Here is an 18,547-nt window from a genome sequence, read left to right as displayed (position 1 = left end):
CTCCCCTTCGTATTTTATGTTACTGACCGCGCCACCCTAGACACCTCCATTATCCTCTTCGGCCGCAGCGTCGGATGTGTATAAGGGCCAGTTCCCCGGCCCCGCAGCCTTCCCCCGGCTAGCGGGGCTTTTTATTTGTGCGCTCTTTTCATGCACGCATGAAAAGACCCCCAAGATTCGCGGCGCGAATCTTGGGCCCCGCACCGTGCTGCCAGACCCCGCCGCTCCGCGGCGCCCCCTGACTCAGGGGGCTTCCCTCCAGAGGGCTTCCGGCGATTTCGTGGCGGTGCACGTCGGGATCGCGCCCCTGATGCACCATGCGTGATCGCGTCGGAACCAAAAGCAGCCCTTTTCATGGCGGCGAAGACGCGGCGGAACCGGCACAATCGGCCGGTCGATACGTCGGGAGCGGGTGCGATGGCCGAGATGTTCCAGTTGTCGGCGCCGTGGTGGCACTTCGTCGTGCGCGGCGTCGCCGTCTACGTGCTGGTGATGGCGCTGGTCCGGGTTTCGGGCAAGCGCGCGGTCGGCCAGTTCACCCCGTTCGACCTGATCCTGCTGATCCTGATCGGCAACGCGGTGCAGAACGGCATCAACGGCGGCGACAACTCGCTGACCGGCGCCTGCGTCATGGCCGGCACGCTGATCGTGCTGAACTACGTGGTGGCCTGGCTGTCAGCGCGTTACCCGCGCTTCCGCCGGCTGGTCGAGGGCCAGGCGACGGTGCTGGCGCGGGACGGCCGCGTCCACCGCGGGGTGTTGCGCAAGCAGCTGGTCAGCGAGGCCGATTTCCGCAAGGCGATGCGCGCGGCCGGTTGCATCCGCGAGGCGGACATCCGCCTGGCCATCCTCGAAACCAACGGCCACATCACCATCGAAACCCGCGACGGCAGGGCGGGCTAGCGCGGCGCCAGCTCGGCCAGCCAGTCGCGCGGGCGCAGGTAGTCGTGCAGGCGCGCCTCGGCGCTGCCCGGTTCCGGCGCGTAGCCGTATTCCCAGCGCACCCGCGGCGGCAGGCTCATCAGGATGCTTTCGGCGCGGCCGCCGCTCTGCAGGCCGAACAGGGTGCCGCGGTCGTAGACCAGGTTGAACTCGACGTAGCGGCCGCGGCGGTACAGCTGGAACTCGCGCTCGCGCTCGCCGAAGGGCGCGTCCTTGCGGCGCTCGACGATGGGCAGGTAGGCGTCGAGGAAACCGTCGCCGACCGCGCGCAGGTAGGCGAATTCGCGGTCGAAGTCGCCGTGCAGGTCGTCGAAGAACAGGCCGCCGACGCCGCGGGTCTCGCCGCGGTGCTTGAGGAAGAAATACTCGTCGCACCAGCGCTTGTGCGCCGCGTAGCGCTCCTGCCCGCCGAACGGTTCGCACAGCGCGCGCGCGGTGCGATGCCAGTGCAGCACGTCGTCGTCGAACGGATAGAACGGAGTCAGGTCGAAGCCGCCGCCGAACCACCAGGCCACGGTTTCGCCGTCGCGTTCGGCGCGGAAGTGGCGCACGTTGGCGTGCGTAGTCGGCAGGTACGGGTTGCGCGGATGGAACACCAGCGACACGCCGGCCGCGCGCCACGCCACGCCGGACAGCTGCGGCCGCGCGGCGGTCGCCGACGGCGGCAGCTTCGTGCCGGACACGTCGGAGAAGCCGATGCCGGCCTGTTCGAACACCGCGCCGTCGCGCAGCACGCGGGTGCGCCCGCCGCCGCCCTCGGCGCGGGTCCAGTTGTCTTCGTGGAAGCGCGCGCCGCCGTCGGCGGCCTCGATCGCGGCGCAGATGCGGTCCTGCAGGCCGAGCAGGTATTGGCGGACGTCGTCGAATTCGTTCATGCCGGCATTCTATGCGTTGCGCGCGCCGGCCGGGATCGCGGCGCCGCTATGCCGACCCTTCGCCGCCGGAAAACTCGGCGCGGATCGCCGGCGCGCACAGTTTCCACACGATCGCCGCGTGCAGCAGCGCGACCAGGCTCGCCGAGCCGATCGCCACCACCCGCGTCGCCGACTGCAGGCTCGCGAACAGCGGGTCGAGTTCGCCGGCGTCCATCGGGTTTTGCGCCGCCGCCCAGTCCAGCGCATGCAGGCACAGCGCGGCGCCGGCGAACCCGCCGGCCGCGCCCAGCACGAGGAAGGCGATGAAGGCGCGCCGCGCCCACTCGCGCCGCCGCAGCAGGTCCCACGACACCCACGCGAACAGCGCCGAGAGCAGGGTCGATGCGCCGTTGAGCAGCTGCAGGTGTTCGAACGTCCAGCGCAGCGCGGGCGGCAGCGCCATGCCGCCGTCGCCGAGGGCCTGCAGCAGCGATTCCGGCTGCAGCGCCGGCAGCATCGCCGCCTGCATCAATCCGGAGACGACGCCGAGCGCGGCGAGCGCGAACGACACCCAGCCGAGCGCGTTGACGAACGGCGAGCGCGGCGCGTTCACGGCTTCGGCGTCCCGTCGAACGGCCTGGGCATGTGCTTCATTTCAGTTGTTCTTCGAACAGCTTCAGGATGCGCTTGTACTCGTCCAGCCACGAGTCGGCGCGGGTGAAGCCGTGCCGTTCCAGCGGATACGGCGCGATCTGCCAGTTGTCCTTGTGCAGTTCGATCAGCTTCTGCGCCAGCACCACCGAATCCCTGAAGAACACGTTGTCGTCGATCATGCCGTGCGCGATCAGCAGGTGGTCCTGCAGGCCGGCGGCGAATTCGATCGGCGACGAGGCCTTGTACGCCTCGGGGTCGATGTCCGGGGTGTTGAGGATGTTGCTGGTGTATTCGTGGTTGTACTGGGTCCAGTCGACCACCGGGCGCAGCGCGGCGCCGGCCTTGAACTTGCCCGGCGCGCGGAACAGCGCCATGAAGGTCATGAAGCCGCCGTAGCTGCCGCCGTAGATGCCGGCGCGGTCGGCGTCGCCCTGCCTGTTCGCCGCCAGCCAGTCGAGGCCGTCGAGGTAGTCCTCCAGCTCCGGATGGCCCATGTTGCGGTAGATCGCGGTGCGCCAGTCGCGGCCGTAGCCGGCGCTGCCGCGGTAATCCAGGTCGAGCACGACGTAGCCGCGCTGCACCAGCAGGTTGTGGAACATCTGCTCGCGGAAGTAGTTCGGGTAGTGCAGGTCGACGTTCTGCAGGTAGCCGGCGCCGTGCACGAACATCACGATCGGGTACTTGCGGCCCGGCTCGGGATCCTTCGGCCCGTAGTACTTGCCCCACACGACGCCCGCGCCGTGCTTCGACGGCACCTGCACGATCTCCGGCTGGATCCATTCGCGCGACTTGAACGCCGCGCTGCGCGTGTCGGTCAACACCCGCGCCTCGCCGCCATCGGCCGGCACCACGGCCAGCTGCGTGGGCAGGTAGCTGCGCGAATACGAAACCAGCAGCCGCTTGCCGTCCGGCGAAAGCGAGAAACCCTCGGCGCCGTCGAGCGAGGTCAGTTCGCGCACCTCGCCGCCGCCCGCACCGACGGTGCAGACTTCGTAGTCGCCCGGCCGCGCGCGGTTGCACAGGAACAGGAAGGCGCTGCCGTCGGCGTTCGGCGCCACCGACGAGACTTCCCACCGACCCGCGGTCAGCGCGCGCGGCTTGCCGGTGCCGGCCTGCAGGTACAGGTGCGAATACCCGCTCTGTTCGGACAGGAACCACAGCGTGCGTCCGTCCGGCAACCAGCCGAATTCGTTGAAGTTCCAGTTGATCCACGCCGGGTCGGTCAGGCGGTGGCGCACGACCAGCTTGGCCGCGGCGAAATCGACGCTGGCCAGCCAGCGGTCCTTGTTGTCGACCGCACGCAGCAGCACCGCGGCGTTGGCGCCGTCGGCGCTCCAGTGGATCGCCGGGCCGCTGCCGTCGCCGTCGGTCTCGATGCGCACGTCGCGGTTGCCCTTCAGCGGCTCCTTGCCGGCCCGCTCGCGCAACGCGGCGAGCGGATCGTCGGCGATGCCGGGCAGGCCGTCGAACTTCAGTTCGCGCGCCGATGCGCCTGCCACGTCGACCAGCCACAGCCGGTGCGGCGACGGCGGGTTGCGGCCGACGCGGGTGCGCGCGTCCTGGAATTCCTCGTAGCCGGACTCGGTCACGTACTTCGGCATCTTGCCGGCCTGGCCGGCGTCGGCGCCCTTCTTCTGCGTGACCACCAGCAGCCAGCGCGCGTTCGGCGACAGCGCGCTGTCGCCGATCTCGACGTCGTCGCCCAGGTAGACCGGCGCCGGCGCGCGGCTCGGGTCGGCGCGGCGCCAGGCTTCGTCCTGCCTGCGCAGTTCCTCGCGCAATGCGCGGTCGCGGGCCAGGGTGTCGAGCGTGCGCAGTTGCTGTTCGCGCAGCGCGTCGGGCTTCGGCGGCGCGGCCGGATCCTTCTGCGCCTTGACCGCGCTGGCCTGGGCCACGCCGCCGTCCGGCGACCAATGCCACCAGTCGTCGCCGGTGCGCCAGACCACGCCGCCGTCGCTGGCGAAGGCCGGCTGCGCGTCCGCTTCGTCGCTGCGGCTCAGTTGCGTCAGCGCGCCGTTGCGCAGGTCGCGCACGAACACGTCGCCGTTGCGGACGAAGGCCATGCGCTGGCGCGTCGCGTCGTAGACCGGCGCGCCGCCTTCCAGCGCCTGCCGTTCGTCGTCGCCGACGCGGCGCGCGGCGCCGCCGTCCAGCGCCTGCACGAAGCTGTCGCGGACCAGGCTGCCGTCGCGCTTGAGCCGGTACTGCACGTGGCGGCTGTCCCAGCCCCAGGCCGCCTGTTCGACCGGCGGGCCGATCCAGTCGGGGTCGGCCATCACCTGTTCGATGGTCAGCGGCGGCGTCTGCGCGAAGGCGGCGGCCGGCGGCAGCGCGGCGAGGAGGGCGACGGGCGCGAAAAGCGGGGCGAAGCGCATCGGGTCGGATTCCGGTCGGCGGGACTGGCGGGCAAGGTTAACAGCCCGTGCACAAAGCCGAATCCTCCACAGGTCATGCCGCCGCGCCCGCCGCGCGGGTGTTTCGCCGCACTGCCAATTCCGACACAATCGCGTATCGACGTTGAAGTCCCGAGAAGTCGTACCGAACGGATGCAAGCCTACGTTTACAAGAGCCGGCGCAAGGCCGACACCTTCGTCTACCTCGCCGCGCGCGACGACTTCGCGCGGTTGCCGGAACCGTTGCGCACGCAGATGGGCGCGCTGGACTTCGTGCTGGAAGTGGCGCTGACCCCGGAACGGCGGCTGGCCCGCGAGGACGCGGCGGTGGTGCGGCAGAACCTGGCCGCGCGCGGCTTCCACGTGCAGTTCCCGCCGCAGGCGTCGCCCGGCGAGCGCGCCGATGCCTGAGCCCGGCCGGCGCGAAAAACGCCATGCCGCGGCGGCCCCGGCGCTGGGCGTGCTGCTGGCCGCGCTGGCCGGCTTCGGCGGCATCGTCCCCGCGGCGTGCGCCTTCGTCGCCCAGCCGCTGCTGGCGCTGGGCGTGTCGTGGCGGCGCGGCACGCGCGTGCCGACGCGGCGCGCCGATGCGGCGAGCTGGCTCGGCGAAATCGGCCCGTTGCTGATCGCCTGGGGCGCGGGCTTCGGCGGTGCCGCCGGGCTGCTGGCGTGGCCGCTGGCGTCGCTGCTGCGCGACGCCGGCCTGGCCGCGGTGCTGGGCCTGAGCGTGGCGGCGGGCCTGGCGCTGATCGCGCTGTGGCGCAGCTGGCCGCTGTGGCGCAGCGTCGAACGCGAATCCGGCGCGTGGCCGGCGCACCTGCAAACCCTGTCCGACCCGGAGGCCCACGACTGGCACGGGCTGGCGGTGGCCGCGCTGGTCGCGCTGGCGATCGGCGGCGGCCTGCTGCTGGCCTGGCCGGGCCTGCTGCCGGCCGCGGCGCACTGGCCTGCGGCGCTGGGCTATGCCGCGGCGCTGCCGCTGCTGCACTGGGGCATGCAGCGGTTCGCGATGCGCGCCGGCGGCCTGCCGGTGGTGGAAATGAAGCGCCAGCCGAAGCCGCAAGCGGCCGCGGGAGCCGCGGCCGGGGCGCCGGCGCCGGCGGAAACCGCGGTCGCCGCCGGCGACCTGGTCGCGCAGTTGTACGAAGCCGCGCGCAGCGGCCGCGTCGAGCGCGCGCTGGAACTGCTCGAGGCCGGCGCCGATCCGCACGCCGCGCCGCCGGCCGACGGCCGCGACCAGCGCGGCCTCGCCGCGCTCGCCGCGGTGCTGCCGGACCTGCGCCTGCTGCGCGCGCTGATCGCGCGCGGCGTCGGCCTCAACGACGCCCGCGCCGGGGTCACGCCGCTGCTGGCCGCGACCCGCGACAGCTGGCACGGCCGTCCCGACGCGGTGACCACGCTGCTCGCCAACGGTGCCGACCCGCGCGTGGTCGACGGCGAAGGCAATACCCCGCTGCACCATGCCGCGCGCAGTTCCGATCCCGGCGTGGCCGCGCTGCTGCGCGACGCCGCCGCCGAGATCGATGCGCTGAACCACGAAGGGCTGACCCCGCTCGGCGTGGCCTGCGTCGCCGGCAACTGGCGGCTGGCGAAATTCCTGCTCGAACGCGGCGCCAAGCCCGAACCCGCCGGCGGCCAGCCGGTGCTGCTCGCCGCCGCCGCGACCGAGGAGGACGATGCCGCCGGCGTGCAGCTGCTGCTGAAGCACAAGGCCAGGGCGACCACCCGCGACGCGCGCGGCCGCACCGCGCTGCACGAGGCGGCGCTGGCCGGGCACGTGGAGATCATCGAACTGCTGCTCGCGGCCGGCGCCGAGGTGCAGGCGGTCGACGGCGAAGGCCGGACCCCGTGGCTGGACGCGGCGCGCGGCGGCCGCGCGGCCGCGCTGGAGAAACTTCGCGATGCCGGCGCCGACATCCACGCCACCGACGCGCAGGGCCGCAACGCGCTGATGCAGGCCTGCGCCGCGGAAGTGGTTTCGCCGACCGCGATCCGGCGCCTGCTCGAATGGGGCGTCGAACCCGACCTCGCCGACGCGCACGGCAAGCGAGCGATCGACCTGGCCGCGGAAGCCGGGCGCTGGGCGATCGTGACCGCGCTCGATCCCGACTACGCGCTGCCCGCCGCGGTCGCCGGCGGCAACGACAACGACGACGATGGCGGGGCCGGGCAGGCGCCGCCCGACCGCGCGCCGCTGGAGCTGCTGCGCGACGCGCTGCGCGCCGGCGGTTTCGACGGCCAGGACGCGCTGGCGAAGCTGTGTTCGGCGCAGGAACTCGGCGGCCTGCTGCACGATCCGGAGCTGCGGCTGTCGCCGGTCGCACTGGAGTGGCTGCTTGCGCGTGGCGCCGCCGCGGAAGCGCGCGACGGCCACGGCGACGTCCCGCTGTTCGCCCTGTTCGCGCAGGGCGCGCCGGCGATCGCGTCGATCCGCGCGTTGTTGCGCCGCGGCCTGTCGCCGGCCGGCGCCGGCGGCCTGTCGCGCTTCCTCGCCGCCTGCGCGCAGGACGCGGCGCCCGCGCGCGACATCGAGGCCTGCGCGCTGGAACTGCTCGAACGCGGCGCCGATGCCTTCGCCGATTCGCCGCCGGGCGATCCGGCGCTTTCGCTCGCGGTCCGGCTCGACGCATTGCAATTGCTGGATCGCCTGCTCGACCTCGGCGTCGATCGCGAGCCCCGCGACCGCCACGGCATGTCGGCGCTGCACCTGGCCGCGGCGCTGGGCCGGGTCGAGGCGGTGAAGCGTCTGGTCGCGAAGGGCGCCTCGCCCGACGCGCGCGCCGCAGACGGACAGACCCCGCTGGGCGTCGCGCTCGCCAGCGGCCGCCGCGACCTCGCCGACTGGCTCGACTGGCGCGGCTGGCCGTTGCCGAAGCGCGCGCTGCGTCCCGCCGACCTGCCCGCCGCGGCGATGGCCGGCGACATCGACCCGGTGCGCAAGCTGCTCGACCTCGGCCTCGCGGTCGATTCGGTCGATGCGCAGGGCTGCACCGCACTGCTGCGCGCGGCCGGTGGCGGTCACCGCGCCGCGGTCGACCTGCTGCTGGCGCACGGCGCCGATCCGCAGCACGCCGCCAACACCGGCGCCACGCCGCTGTCGGCGGCGGTGAGCATGCGCCAGGCCGACATCGTCGACGCGCTGCTGCGCGCCGGCGCGCAGCTCGAGCATCGCCTGCCCGGCGGCGTCACCGTGCTGATGCTGGCCGCGGCGCTGGGCTTGCCCGACATCGCCGCGCGCCTGCTCACCGCCGGCGCCGACGTGCACGCCAGCGACGCGCAGGGCCTCACCCCACTGCACTGCGCGGCGCTGTTCGGCTTCATCGCCCGCGACCGCGCGCGCCTGGTCGCGCTGCTCGACATCCTGTTGCTGGCCGGCGCCGAACCCGAGCGCGTCGCCGCCGGTTCGGTGACGCCGCTGCTGCTGCTGCTTGGCGCGCGCGCCGAGCCCGGCACCGCCTGCGACGAGGACGTGGTGCTGGCCGCGCTCGACCGCATGCTCGAGGAAGACGTGGTGCTCGACGTGCGCGATCCGCGCGGCTTCGGCCCACTGCACCTGGCCGCGCTGCACGGCCTGCTGCGCGTGGTCCAGCGCCTGCTGCGCGCCGGCGCCGACCCGGAACTGCGCGACGGCCTCAACCGCAGCCCGCGCGAGATCGCAGTGATGCGCGGCTTCATCGACGTCGCCGCGCAATTCGACCCGGCCGCGCCCGGCAGCGTGCCGGCGATGGCCAAGTTCCTGCGCGAACCGCGGGCGTAGCCAAGCGCAGCATCGCCGCCTTTTGCCCGGTCCGTGCGCATGGGTTAGGCTCCGCCGCACTCCCTCATCGGAACAAGGTCCGGACATGAAACGCATCCTGCTGGGCCTGGCCGTCGCGCTGTTCGCGCTGCCGCTGCAGGCTGGCCGCGGCCCTGGCGCCGTACGCAAGACCATCGAGTCGAGCATGCTGGTGACGGGCCTGATCGAGGTCGACGAAAAGGGCGGCGTCACGAACGTGGAGCTGGACCGGCCGGGGGAACTGCCGGAGGGCATACGCGGATTCGTTCCGCGCAGCATGATCGAATGGAAATTCGCACCGACGCTTCTCAATGGCGTTCCGGTCGCGCTGCGCAACCGGTTCGGCGTGCGGCTGGTGGCGCGCAAGCAGGACGACGGCGGCTTCAACGTGCGCATCGCCAGCGCTCAATTCGATCCGCTTGCGAACCCCTGGAAGGACGACAAGGAAACGATGGAGCGCCTCGCGTCCGCGATGACGCCTCCGGTTTTCCCGCTATCCGCACAGAAGGCCGGCGTGGAGGCTACCGTCTACCTGCTGTTGAAGGTCGGCGCCGACGGAACGGTCCACGACGTGGTGACCGAGCAGGTGAACCTTTATTTCGTCGCCGGCGCCAATGTCATGGACAAGTGGCGCAAGCTGTTTGCCGACAACAGCATGCGTGCGGCACGCGGCTGGAGGTTTCCTGCGGATTTCCATCCGGCGCTGACGGCGGACCCGGAGGGCCGCGAGTACTGGGTGTCGCGCGTGCCGGTGGATTATCGCTTCAGCGACAGCCCCGAGCGGGCATACGGCCAGTGGGAGACGTATGTTCCCGGCCCGTGGACCCGGGCGCCCTGGCAGACACGGCCCGACATGCCCGGATTCCGCCCGGACACTCTGGCGGCGGGCGGCCTGTATCCGGTCGGAGGTGGCGAGGAAGGATTGCGCCTGCTGACGCCGCTGCAGGACGGTTGAACCCGGCCTACGAACCCTGCGGTTTCCCCGCCACCTCGCCCGCATCGGCCTAGAACGGCATTTCATGGATATGCGAGATAACGCCTGCTCGCCATAGAGGGAGAATAAGCCCCATGAAAAACCTTTCTTCCATCCTGCTTCTAATGGGAATTGGTGCGGTCTCGCTGTCTGCATGCCATGGCATGGGGGATGACCCGAGTGGCGGCATTGAGACGAATGCGCGAAAGGAAAAAGCCAGAGTATCCGGAGGGCAGGAAGACCAATTCGGGGCATCCATATCTTCTTCGAGAGCATCAACGGGTGCCGACCCGGTTATTGTAATTCCGGGTAAATATGTTCTTAAGAAATCGCGAATAGTGGTTTCTGGAGAAAATTGGCAGTCCACTCTCAATGCGCTTCCTTCCGACGAAAGGAACTTTCTGGTCAAAAAAAACAATGACTATTTCGATTCTTTGGAATTCGATGATGTTGAAGAATTGAAGGCAATGGCAAAGCAGGGATTTCCTTTGCCGGAAGACTGGATCGATGCTGCCGATATGACTACCGATGAGCTTAGGGCCCTCGGCGAGGCGGGGAGCATGAAGGCAAGAATGCTCTATGCGGATCGGCTGATTGAAGAGGCGGTGAGGTATTTGCCACAGAGGGAAAGGAACCCGCAGGCGTACGACAGCGGCGAAGGTTTCAAGGCTGGAGTGCTGGCTTACGCGGAACTCGGAAAATTGAAGTCGGAGTCGAGTAGCCCCTTTGTGGCATATATGGACGGACGTCTGCAATATTCCTTGAACACGCAACCTTCGCCAGAGACGATAGCTGGAGCGATGTTTGCTGCATCCCAGCGAGGGGATCAGCGAGCGGATGCTTTATTGCAGGCATTCGTTTCGAGTCATCCGAATTTGGATGTGGCCCGAATACTGGCGGCGTATAAATCGCTCAAATCCACGGGCGGTTAGCCGGGCCGCTCACCCACTGCCCGTTTCCTGCTCCTGCGTAGTACTCGCCACCTCGCCCGCATCGGCTTCGAACAGTTTTTCCAGTTCGGCGCGCGAACCCTGCGCGGCGCGCAGCACCGCGTCTGCGTCGTCGTAGACCAGGTGCTGTTCGCGCAGCAGGTTCTCGTCGTGGGCGCGGAAGCGGCGCACGTGGTCGGCGGCGGTTTCCGGCGGCAGGCCCATCGCCACCAGCACCTGCTCGCCCATCTCCAGGCTCGAGCCGAGCGTTTCGCGGAAGGTTTCCGCGCCCAGGTCCATCAGCCGCCATGCGTGCTGGCGGTCGCGCGCGCGCGCCAGCACCCGCGCCTTCGGGTACATGCGCCGGATCAGGCGCGTGGCGCGCACGTTGGCCTCGACGTCGTCGACCGCGATCACGAACACGCCGACGTGCTGGCTGCCGGCCGCGCGCAGCAGCTCGGCGCGGGTGGGGTCGCCGTAGTACAGGCGGTTGCCGAAGCGGCGCAGCGTGTCCACCTGCTCGGCGCTGTGCTCCAGCGCGACGAACGGGATCTTCTGCGCGACCAGCAGGCGCGCGACGATCTGGCCCACGCGGCCCATGCCGGCGATCAGCACCTTCGGGTGGTCGTCGGGGATGGTGTCGAACTCGCGCGCCTCGGGCTTGGACTGCGGCAGCTTGTCCAGCAGCCGCGACAGGCCGATCAGCAGCAGCGGGGTCAGCGCCATCGACAGGCCGACGATCGCGACCAGGCGGTCGTGCAGGGCTTCGCCGATCAGCCGCGCCCGGTGCGCGTCGCCGAACACGACGAAGGCGAATTCGCCGCCCAGCCACAACACGCCGCCGAGCATCAGCGACTCGCGCGTGTCCATGCCTTCCTTCCAGCGGCCGGCCGCGTACAGCACCGCGAATTTCACCAGCAGCAGCACCAGCACGCCGCCGGCGATCAGCTGCGGCTCGGCGGCGATGCGGTGCAGGTTGATGCCCATGCCGATGGCGATGAAGAACAGGCCCATCAGCAGGCCCTGGAACGGGCGGATCTGCGCTTCCAGTTCGTGGCGGAACTCGGAGTCGGCCAGCAGCACGCCGGCGAGGAAGGCACCGAGGCCGGCGCTCAAGCCCGCCAACTGCATGAACCAGGCCATGCCCAGCACCACCAGCAGCGCGCTGGCGGTGAAGACCTCGGGCATGCGCGTGCGTGCGACCACGCGGAACAGCTGCCGCATCAGCGGCCGGCCGGCCAGCGCGACCAGCGCCAGCGCGCCGAGCCCCTTGGCGATCGCCGGCCAGTGCACGCCGGTTTCGTCGCGCCCGGCCAGCAGGGGTATCGCGGCCAGCAGCGGTATCGCGGCCAGGTCCTGGAACAGCAGGATCGCGAAGCCGAGGCGGCCGTGGCCGGTGGCCAGTTCCTTGCGCTCGCCCAGCAGTTGCAGGCCGACCGCGGTCGACGACAGCGCCAGCCCCGCGCCGACCACCAGCGCCGCCTGCCACGACAGGTCCAGGCACATCGCGACGACGCCCAGCAGCAGCGCCGACAGCAGCACCTGCAGGCTGCCGGCGCCGAACACCGGCTTGCGCATCACCCACAGTCGCGACGGCGACAGCTCCAGGCCGATCACGAACAGCAGCATCACCACGCCGATCTCGGCGGCGTTGAGGATGCGGTCGGTGTCCTGCACCAGCCGCATGCCGTACGGGCCCAGCGCCACGCCGCTGGCCAGGTAGGCCAGCACCGCGCCCAGGCCGAAGCGCCTGAATACCGGCACCGCCACCACCGCGGCGAGCAGGAAGACCAGAGCCAGATTCAGTCCACCGCCGTGCATGCGCACCTCCTGCGGACATTATGCGTGCGCGGCGTCTGCCGCGGGGCAGCGGGGCGTCCGGTCAATTCCACCATGGTGCAGGCATTCCAGAATCGCTTGCCATCGGGCGAGTGCGGGATGGTCGTTGCATCCCGCGATTGGCTGAGCCGCCCGGCGCGGGTGGGATGCGTTCGGTCCGACACAAAACGCCCCGCGTTGCGGGGCGTTTTGTGTCGCGTCTTTCGGGGAGTTTCAGCGCTTCATCGAGGCGAAGAACTCGTCGTTGGACTTGGTGTTCTTCATCTTGTCCAGCAGGAACTCCATCGCCGCGATCTCGTCCATCGGGTGCAGCAGCTTGCGCAGGATCCAGATCTTCTGCAGCAGCTCCGGTTCGATCAGCAGGTCCTCGCGGCGGGTGCCGGACTGGTTGACGTTGATCGCCGGGTACACGCGCTTCTCGGTGATGCGGCGGTCCAGGTGCACCTCGGAGTTGCCGGTGCCCTTGAACTCCTCGTAGATCACCTTGTCCATCGCGCTGCCGGTGTCGACCAGCGCGGTGGCGATGATGGTCAGGCTGCCGCCTTCCTCGACGTTGCGCGCCGCGCCGAAGAAGCGCTTCGGCCGGTGCATCGCGTTGGCGTCGACGCCGCCGGTCAGCACCTTGCCGCTGGACGGGACGACGTTGTTGTAGGCGCGGGCCAGGCGGGTGATCGAGTCGAGCAGGATGACGACGTCCTTCTTGTGCTCGACCAGGCGCTTGGCGCGCTCGATCACCATCTCGGCGACCTGCACGTGGCGCGCGGCCGGCTCGTCGAACGTGGACGAAATCACCTCGCCGCGCACGGTGCGCTGCATTTCGGTGACTTCCTCCGGGCGCTCGTCGATCAGCAGCACGATCATGTGCACGTCGGGGTGGTTGGTCGTGATCGCGGTGGCGATCTGCTGCATCATGATGGTCTTGCCGGCCTTCGGCGGCGACACGATCAGCGAGCGCTGGCCCTTGCCCTGCGGCGCCATCAGGTCGAGGATGCGACCGGCGATGTCTTCCGACGAACCGTTGCCGCGCTCCAGCACGAAGCGCTTGCGCGGGAACAGCGGGGTCAGGTTCTCGAACAGGATCTTGCCCTTGCTGGCTTCGATCGGCTCGCCGTTGATCGTGTCGACCACGGCCAGCGCGAAGTAGCGCTCGCCGTCTTTCGGCCAGCGGATGCGGCCGGCCAGGTGGTCGCCGGTGCGCAGGTTGAAGCGGCGGATCTGCGACGGCGAGATGTATACGTCGTCCGGGCCGGCCAGGTAGCTCGCTTCCGCGGCGCGCAGGAAGCCGAAGCCGTCGGGCAGGATTTCCAGCACGCCGTCGGCGGCGACGCCTTCGCCGTGGCGGGTCAGCACCTTCAGCAGGGCGAAGATCACGTCCTGCTTGCGCGCGCGGGCCACGCCTTCGTGGATGTTCAGCTGTTCGGCGATGTCGAGCAGCTTCTGCGCCGGCATGCGCTTGAGGTCGCCCAGCGAGTACTGCGGGAAGCCTTCCGGCACGCTCGGCTGCTGGCGCGGCACGAACTGGTTGTCGGCGCCTTCGCCGCCGTCCTGCGGCATGCCGTTGTTCTGGTAACGCTCGCGGTTGCGGTCGCGGCGGTTGCGGAAGCGCTCGCGGCGGTTGTTGAAGCGCTGCTGGCTTTCGCCGCGCTGCTGCTGTTCGCCCTCGCCCTGCGGGGCGCCGGCCTCGGCGCCGCCTTCGGCGGCGGCCTGGGCCTGCTCGCGCGGCGGCGCGGCCTCGGCAGGAGCGGGAGCGGGAGCGGGAGCTTCGGGAGCGGCCGTCGAACCGCCGGCGGCGGTCGGGGCGCTTTCGGCCTTGGCTACGCGGGTTTTGCGCACGCGCTTCTCGGCGACTGCGCCGGTGTCTTCGGTGGTATCGGACAAGTGGGAATTCCTCGCGATGGCGAGAGCCGGCTCATGCGGCGGGTGGGAAGAAAGCGGGTCGGATTCAGATGGGTGCGGCGCGTACCCCAGCGCCGGATGGAACGACACTAACACCGCGCCGCGGCGGCGGCAAGCGGGAAGAACGGAGCGGTTCAGCTAGCCGGCCCCGTCGCGCGACGGGGCCGGGAAGGCGCATCAGGCGGTCTGCGCGCCGATGGTCTTGTCGATCATCTGGGTCAGCTGGCCCTTGCCGACCGCGCCGACCTGGGTCGCCTGCACCTGGCCGTCCTTGAACAGCAGCAGCAGCGGGATGTTGCGCACGTGGTACTTGATCGCGGTGGCGCGGCTCTCGTCGACGTTGACCTTGACCACCTTCAGGCGACCGTCGTAGGTGTCGGCCAATTCGTCCAGCACCGGCGAAATCATCTTGCACGGGCCGCACCATTCGGCCCAGAAATCGACCAGCACGGGCTCGCCGGATTGCAGCACGGCGGCGTCGAAATCGGCGTCGCCGACATGGGTCACTTTTTCACTCACTGAGGGTCTCCTGGGGAGGAATCGGACGCGCCGGCCGGGGCGGGGCGCCGCATTGCGTTAGACTTGGGTATTGCGCCAACCCCTTCGAGGGCGCCGGAAGGGCGTCCGGGAGTAGTCCCGGCGGGGTTGTGCGGAAGGTTTCCGATGGCATCGCACGGGCTAGGCATCAGGCGCGCAGTGTGCGACGCCGGCGGCGGCGATGCAAGCACGAAACGCGCGAATCCACGCCCGCCCGCGGAACACTGCGGCGCGATGAACAGGCACTGCTAAAGAAGTATTCATGAGCGACAAACCCCTAACCGACATCACCTTCTCCTCGTTCGACCTGCATCCGGCGCTGTTGGCCGGGCTGGAGGCCGCCGGCTTCGCGCGTTGCACGCCGATCCAGGCGCTGACCCTGCCGGTGGCGCTGGCCGGGCGCGACGTCGCCGGGCAGGCGCAGACCGGCACCGGCAAGACCCTGGCCTTCCTCGTCGCCACGATCAACCGCCTGCTGTCGCACCCCGCGCTGGCCGAACGCAAGCCCGAGGACCCGCGCGCGCTGATCCTGGCGCCGACCCGCGAACTGGCGATCCAGATCCACAAGGACGCGGTGAAGTTCGCTTCCGACCTCGGCCTGCGCTTCGCCCTGGTCTACGGCGGCGTCGACTACGACAAGCAGCGCGAACTGCTGCAGCAGGGCGTCGACATCATCATCGCCACCCCGGGCCGGCTGATCGACTACGTCAAGCAGCACAAGGTGGTGTCGCTGCACGCCTGCGAGGTCTGCGTGCTGGACGAGGCCGACCGCATGTTCGACCTCGGCTTCATCAAGGACATCCGCTTCCTGCTTCGGCGCATGCCGATCCGTACCGAACGGCAGACCCTGCTGTTCAGCGCGACGCTGTCGCACCGCGTGCTGGAGCTCGCCTACGAGCACATGAACGAGCCGGAGAAGCTCGTCGTCGAGGCCGAGACCGTCACCGCCGCGCGCGTGCGCCAGAAGCTGTACTTCCCGGCCGACGACGAGAAGATCCCGTTGCTGCTGGGCCTGCTGTCGCGCAGCGAGGGCGCGCGCACGATGGTGTTCGTCAACACCAAGGCCTTCGTCGAGCGCGTCGCCCGCGCGCTGGAACGGGCCGGCTACCGCGTCGGCGTGCTTTCCGGCGACGTGCCGCAGAAGAAGCGCGAATCGCTGCTGAAGAAGTTCCAGGCCGGCCAGCTGGAGATCCTCGTCGCCACCGACGTGGCCGCGCGCGGCCTGCACATCGACGGCATCAGCCACGTCTACAACTTCGACCTGCCGTTCGACGCCGAGGACTACGTGCACCGCATCGGCCGCACCGCGCGGCTGGGCGCGGAAGGCGACGCGATCAGCTTCGCCTGCGAGCGCTACGCGATGAGCCTGCCGGACATCGAGGCCTACATCGAGCAGAGCATCCCGCGCGAAGCGGTCACCACCGAACTGCTGACCGCGCTGCCGCGCCCGGAACGCGCCGCGGCCGCGGCGGGGGGCGACGAGGACGAAGGCGAGAGCATCGGCGAGATCTTCCGCGAGGCGCGCGAGCAGCGCGCGGCCGAGGAGCAGAAGCGCGGCGGCAAGGGCGGTCGTGGCGGTCGCGATGGCCGTCGCGGCCCTTCGACAGGCTCAGGACAGGCTGGCCGCGGTCCGCGCGGCGAACGTCGCGACGGCGACAAGCCGCGCACGCCACGTCCTCCGCGTCCGGAACGGGCTGCCGGCCCCGTCGTCGCCAGCGAAGCCACGAAGCCCGAAGGCGAGCGCCCGCCGCGCAAGCGCCGCCGCCGTCGCCACGGCCGTCCGCTGGAAGGCGCCGACGCGGTGGCCGCGCCGGTCGCCGTCGCGCCGGCAAAGCCGGCCGGGCAGCCGGCTGCCGCCAACGATTCCTTCCTGACCCGCCTGGGCCGCAAGCTGAAGTCGCTGGTCGGCGCGTGACCGCCGCGCCCGCGGGCGGCGTCGCCCGGGCGGTGTCCTTCCTCGAATCGAGGATTGGCGACGTTGCGCCGGTGGGAGAGCGGCGCTGGCTGGAGCGCGCGATCCTGCGGCGTGCGGGCCCGGTCCCGCGGCCCGCACGGAATCGGCGGCTCGCGCTAATGCCATAATCGGCCCCCATGAGCGCCGTTCTCCGCTTCGAAAATGTCAGCAAGCAGTATCCCGGCGGCCATGCCGCGCTCGACGACGTCAGCTTCGAGGTCGTGCAGGGCGAAATGCTGTTCGTCACCGGCCATTCCGGCGCCGGCAAGAGCACGCTGCTGAAACTCGTGCACCTGAGCGAGCGGCCGAGCCGCGGCGCGGTGCTGTTCGGCGGGCGCAACCTGCTGAAGGTGCGCGGCGCGCGCATCCCGCTGCACCGGCGCGAGGTCGGCGTGGTCTACCAGGACCATCGCCTGCTGACCGACCGCACCATCGAGGAAAACGTCGCGCTGCCGCTGATCCTGCGCGGCGAGCGCCGCGACCACATCGGCAAGCGCGTGCGCGAGGTGCTGGCCAGGCTCGGCCTCGGCCACCGCGGCCGCGCGCTGCCGTCGCAGCTGTCGGCCGGCGAGCAGCAGCGCGTCGGCATCGCCCGCGCCATCGTCGGCGAACCGCGGCTGCTGGTCGCCGACGAGCCGACCGGCAACCTCGACCCGACCCTGGCCGCCGAGATCATGTCGCTGTTCGCGTCGATGCCCGAGCGCGGCACCAGCGTGCTGGTGGTCAGCCACGACCTGGCGCTGATCAAGAAGATGAAGAAGCGGGTGCTGGTGCTCGACCACGGCAAGCTGGTCGACGACATTTCCCCGGACGACCTGGCGGAGTGACGCGGATGAGCGAAACAACCGTCAACGTGCGTGCGCCGGGACCGCGTTCCGGCTTCGGCATCTGGCTCGACCAGCATCTGTACAGCTTCGTTTCCAGCCTCGGCCGCGTCGTGCGCAGGCCGTGGGCCACGCTGCTGACCGTCGGCGTGATGGCGGTGGCGTTCGCGCTGCCGCTGGGCCTGTGGCTGGCGCTGGGCAACGTGCGCCATTTCGCCGGCAGCGTGCAGCAGTCGCGGCAGATCGACCTGTTCCTGAAGCAGGACGTCGACGCGGCGCGCGCGCAGGCGCTGGCCGCGCAACTGCGCGGCCGCGGCGACGTGGCCGGCGTCGAGCTGCGCACGCCGCAGCAGGGGCTGGCCGAGTTCCGCGAGCTCAGCGGCCTGGGCGAAGCGATCGATGCGCTCGACGGCAACCCGCTGCCGTTCCGCCTGTCGGTCACGCCGAAGCAGGACGGGACCACGCGGGCGCAGGCGCTGCAGAACCTGCCCGAGGCCGATCTGGTGCGCCACGACGCGGTATGGCGGCAGCGCCTCGACGGCTGGCTCAGCTTCGGCGAGCGGCTGGCCTGGGTGCTGGCCGCGCTGTTCGGCCTCGGTGCGTTGCTGGTGGTCGGCAACACCGTGCGCCTCGACATCCAGTCGCGGCGCGAGGAGATCGGCGTGCTGCAGCTGCTCGGCGCCAGCGATGGCTTCATCCGCCGGCCCTTCATCTACCTCGGCGCGTGGTACGGACTGGCCGCCGGCGCGCTGGCGCTGGGCCTGCTGCTCGCCGCCGACGTCGCGCTGCGCGAGCCGCTGGCGACGCTGGCGCGCAGCTACGGCAGCCGTTTCGCCCTCGGCGGGCTCGATCCCGCGCATGCCGCGATCGTGCTGGCGGCCGCGACCGCGATCGGCTGGCTCGGCGCGTGGCTGGTGACCGGGCACTTCCTGCGCCAGACTAGGCCGACCGAAATCTGAGCATCCGAACATCGAACA

14 protein-coding genes are annotated in these 18,547 nt (G+C 70.5%); 8 read left to right on the top strand and 6 right to left on the bottom strand.

All coding sequences use genetic code 11. From position 1 onward, the window contains the following. Positions 1-417 precede the first annotated feature (417 nt). Positions 418-903 (top strand): DUF421 domain-containing protein, encoded by a 486-nt coding sequence (locus CSC71_RS11885; protein ID WP_162374594.1) that lies wholly within the window; start codon positions 418-420, stop codon positions 901-903. Here the strand turns inward: CSC71_RS11885 and hemF are convergent. The 3 genes from hemF to CSC71_RS11870 are packed head-to-tail and all read right to left on the bottom strand — an operon-like array spanning position 900 to position 4,825. Next, a complete protein-coding gene (gene hemF / locus CSC71_RS11880; RefSeq protein ID WP_162374593.1) occupies positions 900-1,817 on the bottom strand; it encodes an oxygen-dependent coproporphyrinogen oxidase in 918 nt (305 codons plus the stop codon). The two genes, CSC71_RS11885 and hemF, sit on opposite strands and share 4 nt — an antisense overlap. Positions 1,818-1,863: 46 nt before the next feature. Then, positions 1,864-2,409, bottom strand: coding sequence for a hypothetical protein (locus tag CSC71_RS11875; RefSeq protein WP_162374592.1), 546 nt, complete (start codon positions 2,407-2,409; stop codon positions 1,864-1,866). A gap of 37 nt (positions 2,410-2,446) precedes the next feature. Further along, positions 2,447-4,825, bottom strand: a complete 2,379-nt coding sequence (locus CSC71_RS11870) for a S9 family peptidase (RefSeq protein WP_162374591.1) — start codon at positions 4,823-4,825, stop codon at positions 2,447-2,449. Positions 4,826-4,996: 171 nt separating this feature from the next. On the opposite strand from CSC71_RS11870, the gene CSC71_RS11865 reads away from it, so the two are divergent. From CSC71_RS11865 to CSC71_RS11850, 4 genes are all read left to right on the top strand, one after another. After that, a complete protein-coding gene (locus tag CSC71_RS11865) occupies positions 4,997-5,254 on the top strand; it encodes a YcgL domain-containing protein (protein ID WP_162374590.1) in 258 nt (85 codons plus the stop codon). Next, positions 5,247-8,600, top strand: a complete 3,354-nt coding sequence (locus CSC71_RS11860) for an ankyrin repeat domain-containing protein (protein ID WP_162374589.1) — start codon at positions 5,247-5,249, stop codon at positions 8,598-8,600. The genes CSC71_RS11865 and CSC71_RS11860 overlap by 8 nt, the downstream gene beginning before the upstream one ends. An 85-nt stretch (positions 8,601-8,685) precedes the next feature. Further along, positions 8,686-9,573 carry an energy transducer TonB gene (locus CSC71_RS11855; RefSeq protein WP_162374588.1) on the top strand — a complete coding sequence of 296 codons (888 nt, stop codon included), beginning with the start codon at positions 8,686-8,688 and terminating at the stop codon, positions 9,571-9,573. 113 nt (positions 9,574-9,686) lie between these two features. Then, positions 9,687-10,523, top strand: a complete 837-nt coding sequence (locus tag CSC71_RS11850; RefSeq protein ID WP_162374587.1) for a hypothetical protein — start codon at positions 9,687-9,689, stop codon at positions 10,521-10,523. Positions 10,524-10,532: 9 nt separating this feature from the next. Here the strand turns inward: CSC71_RS11850 and CSC71_RS11845 are convergent, their stop codons facing one another. The 3 genes from CSC71_RS11845 to trxA form a co-directional block, all read right to left on the bottom strand. Then, positions 10,533-12,341 (bottom strand): monovalent cation:proton antiporter-2 (CPA2) family protein, encoded by a 1,809-nt coding sequence (locus CSC71_RS11845; protein ID WP_162374586.1) that lies wholly within the window; start codon positions 12,339-12,341, stop codon positions 10,533-10,535. 231 nt (positions 12,342-12,572) lie between these two features. Further along, entirely contained in the window at positions 12,573-14,237 is a 1,665-nt protein-coding gene (gene rho / locus CSC71_RS11840; protein ID WP_162374585.1) for a transcription termination factor Rho, read from the bottom strand. Positions 14,238-14,432: 195 nt separating this feature from the next. Next, the gene (gene trxA, locus CSC71_RS11835) at positions 14,433-14,774 is read right to left on the bottom strand and encodes a thioredoxin TrxA (RefSeq protein ID WP_162374584.1); all 342 of its coding nucleotides are present in this window, start codon (positions 14,772-14,774) and stop codon (positions 14,433-14,435) included. Between the two features lie 280 nt (positions 14,775-15,054). On the opposite strand from trxA, the gene rhlB reads away from it, so the two are divergent. From rhlB to ftsX, 3 genes are all read left to right on the top strand, one after another. After that, entirely contained in the window at positions 15,055-16,707 is a 1,653-nt protein-coding gene (rhlB, locus tag CSC71_RS11830; RefSeq protein WP_162374583.1) for an ATP-dependent RNA helicase RhlB, read from the top strand. A gap of 176 nt (positions 16,708-16,883) precedes the next feature. Further along, complete coding sequence (gene ftsE, locus CSC71_RS11825; protein WP_162374582.1) at positions 16,884-17,573, top strand: cell division ATP-binding protein FtsE; 690 nt, start codon at positions 16,884-16,886, stop codon at positions 17,571-17,573. 5 nt (positions 17,574-17,578) lie between these two features. Beyond that, complete coding sequence (gene ftsX, locus CSC71_RS11820; RefSeq protein WP_162374581.1) at positions 17,579-18,529, top strand: permease-like cell division protein FtsX; 951 nt, start codon at positions 17,579-17,581, stop codon at positions 18,527-18,529. Positions 18,530-18,547 lie beyond the last annotated feature (18 nt).

Source organism: Pseudoxanthomonas sangjuensis (genome assembly GCF_010211755.1).
Lineage (GTDB): Bacteria > Pseudomonadota > Gammaproteobacteria > Xanthomonadales > Xanthomonadaceae > Pseudoxanthomonas_A > Pseudoxanthomonas_A sangjuensis.
The sequence above is the reverse complement of the archived record's forward strand: the minus strand, read 5'-3'. Positions and strand labels throughout refer to the sequence as shown.

Coding starts and splice junctions, on each gene's coding strand:
- CSC71_RS11845 (WP_162374586.1), bottom strand. CDS start 12,341: ATGCACGGCGGTGGACTGAATCTGGCTCTGGTCTTCCTGCTCGCCGCG.
- rhlB (WP_162374583.1), top strand. CDS start 15,055: ATGAGCGACAAACCCCTAACCGACATCACCTTCTCCTCGTTCGACCTG.
- CSC71_RS11855 (WP_162374588.1), top strand. CDS start 8,686: ATGAAACGCATCCTGCTGGGCCTGGCCGTCGCGCTGTTCGCGCTGCCG.
- CSC71_RS11870 (WP_162374591.1), bottom strand. CDS start 4,825: ATGCGCTTCGCCCCGCTTTTCGCGCCCGTCGCCCTCCTCGCCGCGCTG.
- ftsX (WP_162374581.1), top strand. CDS start 17,579: ATGAGCGAAACAACCGTCAACGTGCGTGCGCCGGGACCGCGTTCCGGC.
- hemF (WP_162374593.1), bottom strand. CDS start 1,817: ATGAACGAATTCGACGACGTCCGCCAATACCTGCTCGGCCTGCAGGAC.
- CSC71_RS11865 (WP_162374590.1), top strand. CDS start 4,997: ATGCAAGCCTACGTTTACAAGAGCCGGCGCAAGGCCGACACCTTCGTC.
- CSC71_RS11885 (WP_162374594.1), top strand. CDS start 418: ATGGCCGAGATGTTCCAGTTGTCGGCGCCGTGGTGGCACTTCGTCGTG.
- CSC71_RS11860 (WP_162374589.1), top strand. CDS start 5,247: ATGCCTGAGCCCGGCCGGCGCGAAAAACGCCATGCCGCGGCGGCCCCG.
- ftsE (WP_162374582.1), top strand. CDS start 16,884: ATGAGCGCCGTTCTCCGCTTCGAAAATGTCAGCAAGCAGTATCCCGGC.
- CSC71_RS11850 (WP_162374587.1), top strand. CDS start 9,687: ATGAAAAACCTTTCTTCCATCCTGCTTCTAATGGGAATTGGTGCGGTC.